The sequence below is a fragment of the Pseudomonas fluorescens genome (assembly GCF_000967965.1).
GTDB classification, from domain to species: Bacteria; Pseudomonadota; Gammaproteobacteria; order Pseudomonadales; family Pseudomonadaceae; genus Aquipseudomonas; species Aquipseudomonas grandcourensis.
In genome coordinates this window covers 417,975-429,356 of record NZ_LACC01000002.1, presented here as the reverse complement: position 1 = coordinate 429,356, position 11,382 = coordinate 417,975, and the positions used below count along the sequence as shown (strand labels likewise).

Genomic DNA, 11,382 nt, shown 5'->3' with positions numbered 1-11,382 from the left:
TCTTTTTCAGAGTTTCCTTAGAGTGATTAGACACGGCTTTATTTATCGAATTAGTCTTCGGAAGTCATTTAAATTATATCTGCCGGAGAACTCCATGAGCGTCAAACCGGATGCATTGTTTATACCCCTGAATATTGCCGTGCTGACCGTTAGCGATACCCGTGAATATGCCAATGACACCTCCGGCCAATTACTCGTCAGCCGTTTGCTGGAAGCCGGCCACACCCTCAGCGAGCGCAACCTGCTCAAGGACGACCTGTACAAGATCCGCGCGCAGGTGGCGAACTGGATTGCCGACGACGGCATCCAGGTGGTGCTGATCACCGGCGGCACCGGCTTCACCGGCCGCGACAGCACACCCGAGGCAGTGGCCTGTTTGCTGGATAAGCAGATCGATGGCTTCGGTGAGCTGTTCCGGGCGATTTCGATCCTCGACATCGGCACCTCCACGGTGCAGAGCCGGGCACTGGCCGGGCTGGCCAATGGCACGCTGGTCTGCTGCCTGCCGGGCTCCACGGGTGCCTGCCGCACCGCCTGGGAAGGCATCCTTGCCGAGCAACTCGACGCGCGCCACCGGCCGTGCAATTTCGTACCGCACCTCAAGCCGGTGCAAGCCTGCGGGACGCGGGGATGAGCACTTCACCGCTGATGTCGGTAGAGCAAGCCATCGACCGGCTGCTGACCATGGCCGAGGCGCAGTGGATTGAAGACAGTGAAGCGGTGCCTCTGAGTGCCGCCAGGCAACGGGTGATGGCCACTGACCTGGTGGCGAGCCTCGATCTGCCGCCGTGGCCGAACAGCGCCATGGACGGCTATGCCCTGAATGTCGACGGTTGGGGCGGGGTACCGCTGAGCGTGTCGCAGCAGGTATTTGCCGGTCACGCCCCCGAAGCCCTGGCACCCGGAACCTGCGCGCGGATTTTCACCGGCGCACCGGTTCCGCAGGGTGCCAACTGCGTGGAGATGCAGGAGAACACCGAGGTGCTGGATGACGGACGTATCCGCTTCATACAGCCCCTGAGCGCGGGCAGCAACATCCGACCGCAAGGCCAGGAGAACCGCGTCGGCGATGTGCTGCTGCGCGCCGGCAAGCGCCTCGGCCCGTTCGAATTGGCGGTCGCGGCGGCGCAGGGCTGCACCCATGTGCAGGTCGTGCGGCGACCACGGGTGGCGTTGTTGTCCACCGGCGATGAACTGGTCGAGCCGGGCACGCCACTCAAGCCCGGCAGCATCTACAACAGCAACCGAACCTTGTTGAGCCATTGGTTGAGTGCGTTGGGTTGCGAGGTCATCGATGCCGGCATTCTCCCCGATGAGCCACGGCAGACTCGGCTCAAGCTCGAACAGCTGCAACACACGGCGGACCTGATGCTCAGCACGGGCGGCGTGTCCGCCGGTGACGCCGACTGCCTCGGCCAGGTGCTGCGCGAGTGCGGCAAGCCGTTGCTGTGGAAACTCTCGATCAAACCCGGCAAGCCATTGACCGTGGGCCACTTCGGCCGCGTGCCGGTGATTGGCCTGCCGGGCAATCCGACATCGGCGCTGGTCACTTTCGGCCTGTTGGCGCGGGTTTACCTGTTGCGGATTCAGGGTGTCGAAGACGTCGAGCCTTTGAGCTTTCCGGTGAGTGTCGGTTTTACCTGGCCCAAACCCGGAAGCCGCCGCGAGTACCTGCGGGTGAAACTCGAAGCCGGTCACGCGGTGCTCTATCCGAACCAGAGCTCAGGCGTTTTGTTGGGGGTATCCTGGGCCGATGGGCTGGTTGAGGTGCCGGAAGGCTGCACCCTGGAAATGGGCGACATGGCGCGGTTCATACCCTTCAGCGAGCTGTTCTGACACCGCCCCTGTGGGAGCGAGCCTGCTCGCGAAAAGCCGGCACATTCAACAGAGATGTTGGCAGACAGACCGCTATCGCGAGCAGGCTCGCTCCTACAGGTTTTGCGTTTGTCCTGAATATCAGTTCAACACAAAATCCACCGGCTCCAGCTGTGGCGGCAACTCCGTCACGCCCAGCGCCGCCAGCACATCGCGCTCGATGTTGCGCACGATGGCGTCGGTGGGCAGGTCGTTTTCGTCGCGGCCGAACGGGTCTTCCAGTTCGTCGGCAATCGCATCCAGGCCGAAAAAGGTGTAGCTGACAATCGCGGTGAAAATCGGTGTCAGCCAGCCCAGGGGTTCGGCCATGGCAAACGGCAAGAGGATGCAGAACAGGTAGATGGTGCGGTGCAGCAACAGGGTGTAGGGGAAGGGGAGCGGGGTGTTCTTGATCCGTTCACAGACGGCCTGGGCATGGGTCAGGCTGGCGAGATGGTTGGCCATGAGCGTGTAGCGCCAGTCGTTGATCGCCCCGGACTCGTTGAGTGTCGAGCACTGCTGACCGACCTGCATCAGGATCTGCCCGCTGATGTCCGTGGAGTTGCCCTTGGGCATCGGGTGCAGCCAGTCGCCACTGGCGGCCATTTCGTTTTCCTGGCGCAGGCGCGCGTTGAGGGCATGGGCGAAGCCGCAGAGGTTGCTGAGGATCGTGTGGCGTTCAGCCGTGTCCTTGATCACCAGGGTTTCACGAATCATCGAGCGGACTTCCACAATCACATCGCCCCAGGCCTTGCGCGCTTCATACCAGCGGTCGTAGCAGGCGTTGTTGCGAAAGCTCATGAAGATCGACAACGACAAACCCAGCAGCGTGAAGGGCGTGGCACTGACCTTGGAAAAGTAACTGGGGTGCAGGGTTTCGATGAGTACGATGGCCGAGGCGAGCAGCGTCACCATCAGGCTGCGCCAGGCGATGCGTTTGGCAATCGAACCCTTGAGGGACGTCAGCACGCCGATCAGGTTGGGTTTGGGTCTCACGATCATGGGTTTCAGCCGCCCGTCATGTTCATGAAGCGAACAACCTGAACATCGTCGTTCACTTCGAAGTTGTGTCGATAAGGCTTGAGTTTCATCGCCTCGATAATGGCTTTTTCCAGGCGTTCGGGCTGTCCGGGATGGCTGCGCAAGACAGCCTTGAGATCCACTGAGTGCTCATTGCCCAGGCACAGCAGCAGACGTCCTTCCACGGTCAGCCGCACCCGATTGCAGGTGCCGCAAAAGTTGTGGCTGTGGGGCGAGATGAACCCCAGGCGAATCTGCGGCGCCTCGGCCAGGCGCCAGTAGCGCGACGGACCCTGGGTCGACTCGGCGGAATCAATCAAAGTGTAGCGTTCGGCGATGCGTTCGCGGACCTGGCTGCTTGCGAAAAACGATTCGGCGCGGCTGTGTTCATCGATGGTGCCCAACGGCATTTCTTCGATGAAGGAGATGTCGAGGTTACGGTCGATGGCGAAGCTCACCAGATCATTGATCTCATGGTCGTTGCGGCCCTTCATCACCACGCAATTGAGCTTGGTGTTGCGAAATCCGGCCTGGTTGGCGGCGTCGATGCCCTTGATCACCTGCGCCAGGTCACCGGTGCGGGTCAGTTCGCGAAAACGTTGCGGGTCCAGGCAATCGAGGCTGATGTTGAGGCGCTTGACCCCGGCATCGAACAACGGCTCGGCCAGTCTGGCCAGCTGCGAACCGTTGGTGGTCATGCACAGTTCACGCAGGCCGGGCAGGGCGGCGATCTTCTCGCACAGTTGCACCACGCCCGGACGGATCAACGGCTCGCCCCCGGTCAGGCGGATCTTGCGGGTGCCCAGCGCCACGAAGCTTTCGGCAATCTGGTAAATCTCTTCCAGAGTCAGCACCCGTTGGCGCGGCAGAAACTGCATGTCCTCGGCCATGCAATATACGCAACGGAAATCGCAGCGGTCGGTGACCGACATCCGCAGATAGTCCACGCGCCGGGAGAAGCCATCGATCAAGACTCGTTCTGACATGACACCCTCGCTTGGCGCTTTTTTGTATGAGGTTTCCGTCACTGACGGACTTGTTGAGCGCAGGCTAAGAGCAACTTCAACGGGCGTCCAATCACTATTGATGACCGGCTGATCGAGCGGATCTATGATGAACTTTTTTTCGTGATTAAAAGAACTTTGATTGATTTTAAGTCATTGAAAATAAAGGTAAAAAATCCGTGATAGAGCGTTTCGATAATGTGGTCATAAATAGCGATTAGACAATAATTAAACGACATTCATATGCTTTCTCCGCAAATCGAACAATGACCTGAATCAGGTCGAAGCCTGTGTGCATTGTCACGGAGAAGTACCATGTCTCAAGTCGACCGCTACAAACCCTATAAAGGTGCCGCCGCTGGTTGGGGTGCGCTGATCGCTGTTACCAAAAACTGGCTGGGCAGTGAAAACGCGCTGAAGAACATTCGCGCCATGCTCAAGACCAACCAGAATGGCGGGTTCGACTGCCCCGGTTGCGCCTGGGGCGAGTCGCCGGAAAACGGCATGGTCAAGTTCTGCGAGAACGGCGCCAAGGCGGTTAACTGGGAAGCCACGGGGCGTTTGGTCGACCCGGCCTTCTTCAACAAATACAGCGTCTCGGCGCTGGCCGAGCAGAGCGATTACTGGCTGGAGTATCAGGGCCGCCTGACCCACCCGATGCGTTATGACGCGGCCACCGACCGTTACGTGGAAACCACCTGGGACGAAGCGTTCGCGACGATTGCCCGGCACCTCAATGCGCTGGAATCGCCGGATCAGGCCGAGTTCTACACCTCGGGCCGGGCCAGCAACGAGGCCGCCTATCTCTATCAACTGTTCGTCCGGGCCTACGGCACCAACAACTTCCCGGACTGCTCGAACATGTGCCACGAAGCCAGCGCGGTGAGCATGATCGAAAGCCTTGGCGTGGGCAAAGGCACCGTGGTGTTTGACGACCTGGAACATGCCGACGCGATCTTCGTCATCGGCCAGAACCCCGGCACCAACCACCCGCGGATGCTTGAACCCTTGCGCGAAGCGGTCAAGCGCGGTGCGCAGGTGATCTGCATCAACCCGCTCAAGGAGCGTGGTCTGGAGCGCTTCCAGCATCCACAGCACCCGATCGAAATGCTGCTGAACGGCTCCGAGCCCACCAACACCGCGTACTTCCGCCCGGCACTGGGTGGTGACATGGCGGTCATGCGCGGCATGGTCAAGTTCCTGTTGCAGTGGGAGCGCGAAGCTCAGGTCAGCGGCGGCGAGCCGGTGTTCGACCATGCGTTCATCGCCGAACACACCTCGGGAATGGGTACCTACCTGGGCGAAGTCGACGCCACCAGTTGGGAGCACATCGAGCAGCAGTCGGGGATGACTCTGGCTGACATCGAACTCGCCGCCCGCATGTACGCCCGGTCCAAGCGGGTGATCATGTGCTGGGCGATGGGCCTGACCCAGCACACGCATTCGGTGCCGACGCTGCAGGAAGTCATCAACCTGATGCTGCTGCGCGGCAACGTTGGCCGTCCCGGCGCGGGGCTGTCGCCGGTGCGCGGTCACAGTAACGTGCAGGGCGACCGCACCATGGGCATCAACGAACTGGCGCCTGCGGATTTGCTCGATGCCCTGGAAAAACGCTTCTCCTTCAAGCCGCCGCGCGAGCATGGTCACAACACCGTGATGGCGATCGGCGCGATGGAGCAGGGACGTTCGAAAGTGTTTATCGCCCTGGGCGGCAACTTCGCCCAGGCCACCCCCGACACGCCGCGCACCCACGCCGCGTTGCGCAAATGCGACCTCACCGTGCACATCGCCACCAAGCTCAACCGCAGCCATCTGGTCACCGGCCGTGAAGCGCTGATCCTGCCGTGCCTGGGTCGCACCGACATCGACATTCAGGCCGAAGGGCCGCAAGGCGTGACCGTGGAAGACACCTTCAGCATGATCCATATCTCCCACGGGCAACTGAAGCCGAAGTCAAAACACCTGCGCTCGGAGCCTGCGATCATTGCCGGCATCGCCGCCGCGACCCTGGGCAAGCACCCGATCGACTGGAACTGGGCCATCGGCGACTACGGCCGCATCCGCAACATGATTGCCGACACCATTCCCGGCTTCGAGGATTTCAACCGGCGCTTGCTGCATCCGGGCGGTTTCCACATGCCCAATGATGCGGCCAAGCGCATCTGGAAAACCGCCAGCGGCAAGGCTCAGTTCACCCCGAGCGTGTTGCCGGAGCACCTGATCAGCGAGGGCGTGCGCAACCTGGCGGTCAAGCCGCACCTGATCCTGCAGACCATGCGCTCCCACGATCAGTACAACACCACGCTGTACGGCCTGGATGACCGCTATCGCGGGGTGTACGGCATGCGCGACGTAGTGTTCGCCAACGAGCAGGACATTCGCCGGCTGGGCTTTGAACCTGGGCAGAAGGTCGACCTGGTGGCACTGTGGGACGACGAACGCGAGCGTCGGGTCAGCGGTTTCACCCTGATCGCCTACGACATTCCTGCCGGTCAGGCGGCGGCGTACTACCCCGAGACCAACCCGCTGGTGCCGCTGGAAAGTTACGGTGACCGCACCTTCACCCCGACTTCCAAGTTCATCGCCATCCGGCTGGAACAGGCGAAGGCCAGCAACCTGATTTCGACTTCCGCCGCCTGACACCGGGGGCGGCCCGATGCCGCTCGCGTAACCCTTTCGACTTGTGTTGGCTGCAGGCCCCCCGGCCTGACGGTGGCCCGGCCGTGTGCCGCCGTTTTTCAGCCGCAATGAGGATATCGACATGTTTAACCTGGAGGCACTGGACCTGGCGCGCATGCAATTCGCGTTCACGGTTTCGTTCCACATCATCTTCCCTGCCATCACCATCGGACTGGCCAGTTTCCTGGCGGTGCTCGAAGGGCTTTGGCTGAAGACCCACAACGACACCTACCGCGATCTCTACCATTTCTGGTCGAAGATCTTCGCCGTCAACTTCGGCATGGGCGTGGTCTCGGGGCTGGTCATGGCCTATGAGTTCGGCACCAACTGGAGCCGCTTCTCCAATTTCGCCGGCAGCATCACCGGGCCCTTGCTGACCTATGAAGTGCTCACGGCGTTCTTCCTCGAGGCCGGTTTCCTCGGGGTCATGCTGTTCGGCTGGAACCGGGTAGGGCGCGGCTTGCACTTCTTCTCGACGGTCATGGTCGCTATCGGCACGCTTATTTCGACCTTCTGGATTCTCGCCTCCAACAGCTGGATGCAAACGCCCCAGGGCTTCGAGATCGTCGACGGTCGGGTGATGCCGCTGGACTGGCTGGCCATCGTGTTCAACCCGTCGTTCCCGTACCGCCTTGCGCACATGGCGATTGCCGCGTTCGTGGCCACCGCCTTCTTTGTCGGCTCGTCGGCGGCGTGGCACCTGCTGCGCGGCAACGACACCAAACAGGTGCGCAAGATGCTGTCGATGGCGTTGTGGATGGCCTTGATCGTCGCGCCGATCCAGGCGGTGGTCGGTGACGCCCACGGCTTGAACACCCTGGAACATCAACCGGCGAAGATCGCGGCTATCGAAGGGCACTGGGAAAACAACGGCAATGAAGCCACGCCGCTGGTGCTGTTCGGCATCCCCGACATGCGGGCCGAGAAGACCAAATATGCCATCGAGATTCCGTACCTCGGCAGCCTGATCCTGACCCACAGCCTCGACAAGCAGATCCCGGCGCTCAAAAGCTTCCCGAAAGAGGACCGGCCGAATGCGACAGTGGTCTTCTGGAGTTTCCGCGTCATGGCCGGGCTGGGCATGTTGATGGTGCTGGCTGGCGTGCTCGGCCTTGCCCTGCGCCGCAGCGGCGCCATCTACCGCAATCGCTGGTTCCTGCGCCTGATGTTGTGGATGGGGCCAAGTGGCCTGATCGCCATGCTGGCCGGGTGGATCACCACCGAAGTCGGGCGCCAGCCGTGGGTGGTGTATGGCCTGCTGCGCACCACCGATGCCGCGTCGAATCACAGTGTCGCGCAGTTGAGCATCTCGCTGGCGCTGTTCGTGGTGATCTATTTCTCGGTGTTCACGGTGGGCATCGGCTACATGATGAAACTGGTCGGCAAAGGGCCGCAGCCGCATCACGGGCATGCCGTCGACGGGCATTCCGATCAGGTCATCACACCGCGCCGGCCGCTGTCCGCCGACGCTGAAATCCTCGAAACCGACGCCCGCGTCAATTGAAGGAAGGGAGTTGAGTCATGGGTATTCAAGGTATCGATTTATCGCTGATCTGGGGCGTGATCATCGCCTTCGGCGTGATGATGTACGTGATCATGGACGGCTTCGACCTGGGGTTGGGCATTCTGTTTCCGCTGATCCCGGATGCGAAGGAGCGCGATGTGATGATGAACACCGTGGCACCGGTCTGGGACGGTAACGAGACCTGGCTGGTGCTGGGCGGCGCGGCGTTGTATGGCGCATTCCCGCTGGCCTATTCGGTGATTCTGGAGGCGTTGTACCTGCCGCTGATCCTGATGTTGTGCGGCTTGATCTTCCGCGGTGTGGCGTTCGAGTTCCGTTTCAAGGCCAGCCCTGAAAAGCGGCATGTCTGGGACATGGCGTTCATCGGCGGTTCGCTGCTGGCGACCTTCTCCCAGGGCGTGGTGATTGGTACTTACATTGCCGGCATCCCGGTGGTCGACCGCCAGTTCGCCGGTGGTTCGCTGGACTGGCTGGCACCGTTTCCGTTGTTCTGCGGAGTCGGTCTGATCGTCGCTTATGCGCTGCTCGGCAGCACCTGGTTGCTGGTCAAGACCGAAGGCATGCTCGAATCGCGCATGCGCCTGTTCACCCGGCCCCTGGCCTGGCTGCTGTTGGCGGTAATCGGCGTGATCTGCGTGTGGACGCCGATCCTGCATCCGGAAATCGCCACCCGCTGGTTCGCCCATGCGCACCTGGCGGTGTTCGGTGGCCTGGCGATACTGGCCTTGCTGGCGATGTTCGGCTTGCTCAAGACCCTGCGCCAACGCCACACCCATTGGCCGTTCGCCTTCACCCTGATGCTGGTGTTCCTGGGCTACATCGGCCTGGCATTCAGCATCTGGCCGAACATCGTGCCGCCGTCGATCAGCCTGTGGGCAGCGGCGTCACCGCCGACCAGCCAGCTGTTCATCCTGATCGGGGCGCTGTTCATTCTGCCGATCATTCTGATGTACACGGTCTGGAGCTACTACGTGTTCCGCGGCAAAGTGAGGATTGGCGATGGCTACCATTGATACGAATCAAACGGCACCCGCGCGCTGGTACAAGCGCCTGGGATGGCTGGTGGTAATCTGGCTGGGCAGCGTGGTTGCCTTGGGTGTGGCGGCGGGGGCATTGCGGATGTTGATGCATGCGGCCGGGATGAGTAGCCACTGAGGCTCACTGCGAAAAATGAAACCCGGAGCCCATGACAGGGCTTCGGGTTCTTTGTTGGATAAGCGGTGTGATTTTCTCCAAAACGGACTTGATTCTTTAGTCTTTTTCAATGGCTCTCTATGAAGTAGGCTGAAACCCTGAGTGCGATCAGGGAAAAAAACAAAACGAACAAAATAATCACCGGAATTATCAAAAGGTTCTTGTAGTGCCTTGGAAGGCCTTTCACTTCGCTGGCATCAATAACGCCCCTTCGAGCGCTGAGCGCGGGCATCATCAATACCATGGCAATAGCGCCACCGCGCATGACCTTGCCGACCAGGCCGCCAGCCGAAAATGCGTCTTTGGTGGTTTTTACAAAAGAGCAATTGGGTAGACGTTCTTCGATTGCGTCAACGTATTTGTGTGCGATGAAGGCGACAGCGAAACAAGTCAGTATCATCGGCACCAGTATCAATCCGGCAATCAAACCTATTGGGATGCTTGTCATTTTGTCACCTCGCCGTAAAGAAACTCGCCAAATTGCTCACCGGCCCATTTTCCTGTTTCCCCTCCTGCCCATCCACCAGCGGCACCTCCAACCACACCACAGACCAGCGCACCAGGGCCTGTTGTAATGCCTAATACCAATACGCAACCGCCAGTGACCGCAATGCCACCGAGATACCCGCCAGCACTCGCTCCACCCAAACTGCCCACTAACGAGCTTCCTTCAACATACTTTGCTTTCCTGCACTGTTCTTCGCGGCCCACCGTACAAGCTTTATGAATCGACAGCCCGGTAGAGCCTACTTCAAGCGCAGTACCAATATAGGTTCCTCTTTTGATCCATTTGGCCGCGTTTGCGACACCAGACACCTTGTCAGCGTAACCCGCGATTTCTCCGTTATGTATATAGCTGTTCGTTGAAAGACCGAGAAGTCTTTTGATTGAGCCTTCATTGCGCAGACCTGATCCGAATGACGCTATGTTGCCAAGCTGCTTCTCAAGCTTCATGAATAGCGTTGTTCTTTTTGTATAGAAGGCGTCACGGTTTGTCATCGTGCCAGAGCCCGCATGTTCCCGATAAAGCTTTTCAATGTCCTGAAGCGTAGCTTTAACGGATTCGAGATGTTTGCTCCAGCCATCACTCGTGGCGCCAATCCCCATAGATGTAAAGGAGATCATTTGTTGCAGGAGTTCGAAATTTTCCAGGAAAAAGTCGTCAGCCCCCGCGCCGTTGGCCAGTAAAGCAGTGTGCACCTCGCTGGCTTTGGCCATCAGGTAGGCTTCCTGGCTGGTACAGGATGGGGTGGAGGAGTCGCCAACGATGACAAGCTCACCCGCGAGGACAATGCTGCCTGCGATATGGGCGTTGAGGATATTGAACTTGGCCTTTGAGTTTCCAGAAAGCGCAGTATTCGCTTTAAGGGAGTCAAAAGTCTGTGTTCTGGAATTGATGAACGATCGAGCTTCGGCCATGTCCTTGCCTCACGAATATTTCTTATTGCCGATTCGGTCCCATCCTCCGGTCACGTTGCCGCCAGCTGCGCCATCGCTGCGTTTCTGCTGAATGTACGTGGTTTTTATGCGGCCGTAGTTGAGCTGTACTATTTCAATGGGCACCCCGGAGCTCGCACTTTGGGCGTAGTCAGCGATGATGACTTCTTCCAGCACAACTTCGTAATACTTGATTTTGTCTGTGCCTGCCCGGCAGAGCACGAGCTTCACTTCTTTGAGATGCTGGCCTGCACAACTGGCTTCCATCAGTTTGCAACTGGCGCTGTCCAGGTATTTTGTGAAGGTGAAATTGGTCAAGGTAGTGCGACCGGATGACGCGCCGCCTGATGAGCTGGCGGTTGCGGAGGTGCTTTGATTGACGCCGAAGTTATAGCCGATGATTTCAATCCACTTGCTGTATTTCTCATCCAGCGCTTCACCAGGAATCTCAGCGATCTGAATATAACCGTCAAAAGCCATGTGTACCTCTCCTTGGTAGTCAGTCGTACAGATGAAAAATCTGACGATGAGCGGATATGACAGCTATTTTTTGTGACGGTTCCGCAGGGTGGGAAGTAGGGATCAAACCTACTAACCGCATCAGATGATCCGGTCCAGGTACGTTCTTTTCCTGAGGGCCGATAAAGCGCTGCTCATCATCGCCCTCCT

General features: G+C 59.4%; 11 protein-coding genes. 6 read left to right on the top strand and 5 right to left on the bottom strand.

Features of this window, described 5'->3' with window-relative positions; translation table 11 throughout:
- Nucleotides 1–94 precede the first annotated feature (94 nt).
- Both moaB and VC35_RS01875 read left to right on the top strand, forming a co-directional pair.
- Nucleotides 95–634, top strand: coding sequence for a molybdenum cofactor biosynthesis protein B (moaB, locus tag VC35_RS01880; protein WP_007976036.1), 540 nt, complete (start codon nucleotides 95–97; stop codon nucleotides 632–634).
- Entirely contained in the window at nucleotides 631–1,836 is a 1,206-nt protein-coding gene (locus VC35_RS01875; protein ID WP_046037406.1) for a molybdopterin molybdotransferase MoeA, read from the top strand. Before moaB ends, VC35_RS01875 begins: the two co-directional genes overlap by 4 nt.
- Before the next feature lie 120 nt (nucleotides 1,837–1,956).
- Here VC35_RS01875 and VC35_RS01870 read toward each other — a convergent pair whose 3' ends face one another.
- Complete coding sequence (locus tag VC35_RS01870; protein ID WP_046037405.1) at nucleotides 1,957–2,856, bottom strand: bestrophin family protein; 900 nt, start codon at nucleotides 2,854–2,856, stop codon at nucleotides 1,957–1,959.
- Nucleotides 2,857–2,861: 5 nt separating this feature from the next.
- Nucleotides 2,862–3,860: a GTP 3',8-cyclase MoaA gene (gene moaA / locus VC35_RS01865; protein WP_046037404.1), complete on the bottom strand. Its 999-nt coding sequence runs from the start codon at nucleotides 3,858–3,860 to the stop codon at nucleotides 2,862–2,864.
- Between the two features lie 333 nt (nucleotides 3,861–4,193).
- Between moaA and VC35_RS01860 the strand changes: the two genes are divergently transcribed.
- The 4 genes from VC35_RS01860 (at nucleotide 4,194) to VC35_RS28515 (ending at nucleotide 9,237) form a co-directional block, all read left to right on the top strand.
- Nucleotides 4,194–6,518, top strand: coding sequence for an FdhF/YdeP family oxidoreductase (locus tag VC35_RS01860; protein WP_046037403.1), 2,325 nt, complete (start codon nucleotides 4,194–4,196; stop codon nucleotides 6,516–6,518).
- 121 nt (nucleotides 6,519–6,639) lie between these two features.
- Nucleotides 6,640–8,061 (top strand): cytochrome ubiquinol oxidase subunit I, encoded by a 1,422-nt coding sequence (locus tag VC35_RS01855; protein WP_046037402.1) that lies wholly within the window; start codon nucleotides 6,640–6,642, stop codon nucleotides 8,059–8,061.
- Nucleotides 8,062–8,078: 17 nt separating this feature from the next.
- Nucleotides 8,079–9,095, top strand: coding sequence for a cytochrome d ubiquinol oxidase subunit II (gene cydB, locus VC35_RS01850; protein ID WP_046037400.1), 1,017 nt, complete (start codon nucleotides 8,079–8,081; stop codon nucleotides 9,093–9,095).
- Nucleotides 9,082–9,237, top strand: coding sequence for a DUF2474 domain-containing protein (locus VC35_RS28515; RefSeq protein WP_080925231.1), 156 nt, complete (start codon nucleotides 9,082–9,084; stop codon nucleotides 9,235–9,237). The genes cydB and VC35_RS28515 overlap by 14 nt, the downstream gene beginning before the upstream one ends.
- Before the next feature lie 106 nt (nucleotides 9,238–9,343).
- Here the strand turns inward: VC35_RS28515 and VC35_RS01845 are convergent, their stop codons facing one another.
- The 3 genes from VC35_RS01845 to VC35_RS01835 are packed head-to-tail and all read right to left on the bottom strand — an operon-like array spanning nucleotide 9,344 to nucleotide 11,193.
- Entirely contained in the window at nucleotides 9,344–9,724 is a 381-nt protein-coding gene (locus VC35_RS01845; RefSeq protein WP_046037398.1) for a hypothetical protein, read from the bottom strand.
- Nucleotides 9,721–10,695, bottom strand: coding sequence for a hypothetical protein (locus VC35_RS01840; protein ID WP_046037396.1), 975 nt, complete (start codon nucleotides 10,693–10,695; stop codon nucleotides 9,721–9,723). The genes VC35_RS01845 and VC35_RS01840 overlap by 4 nt, the downstream gene beginning before the upstream one ends.
- Nucleotides 10,696–10,704: 9 nt before the next feature.
- Nucleotides 10,705–11,193, bottom strand: coding sequence for an Hcp family type VI secretion system effector (locus tag VC35_RS01835; RefSeq protein ID WP_046037395.1), 489 nt, complete (start codon nucleotides 11,191–11,193; stop codon nucleotides 10,705–10,707).
- Between the last annotated feature and the right edge of the window lie 189 nt (nucleotides 11,194–11,382).

Bases quoted from the DNA above. Each gene is read 5' to 3' on its own strand.
- VC35_RS01860 (WP_046037403.1), top strand. From the start codon at position 4,194: ATGTCTCAAGTCGACCGCTACAAACCCTATAAAGGTGCCGCCGCTGGT.
- VC35_RS28515 (WP_080925231.1), top strand. From the start codon at position 9,082: ATGGCTACCATTGATACGAATCAAACGGCACCCGCGCGCTGGTACAAG.
- moaA (WP_046037404.1), bottom strand. From the start codon at position 3,860: ATGTCAGAACGAGTCTTGATCGATGGCTTCTCCCGGCGCGTGGACTAT.
- VC35_RS01840 (WP_046037396.1), bottom strand. From the start codon at position 10,695: ATGGCCGAAGCTCGATCGTTCATCAATTCCAGAACACAGACTTTTGAC.
- moaB (WP_007976036.1), top strand. From the start codon at position 95: ATGAGCGTCAAACCGGATGCATTGTTTATACCCCTGAATATTGCCGTG.
- VC35_RS01875 (WP_046037406.1), top strand. From the start codon at position 631: ATGAGCACTTCACCGCTGATGTCGGTAGAGCAAGCCATCGACCGGCTG.
- VC35_RS01845 (WP_046037398.1), bottom strand. From the start codon at position 9,724: ATGACAAGCATCCCAATAGGTTTGATTGCCGGATTGATACTGGTGCCG.
- VC35_RS01855 (WP_046037402.1), top strand. From the start codon at position 6,640: ATGTTTAACCTGGAGGCACTGGACCTGGCGCGCATGCAATTCGCGTTC.
- VC35_RS01870 (WP_046037405.1), bottom strand. From the start codon at position 2,856: ATGATCGTGAGACCCAAACCCAACCTGATCGGCGTGCTGACGTCCCTC.
- VC35_RS01835 (WP_046037395.1), bottom strand. From the start codon at position 11,193: ATGGCTTTTGACGGTTATATTCAGATCGCTGAGATTCCTGGTGAAGCG.
- cydB (WP_046037400.1), top strand. From the start codon at position 8,079: ATGGGTATTCAAGGTATCGATTTATCGCTGATCTGGGGCGTGATCATC.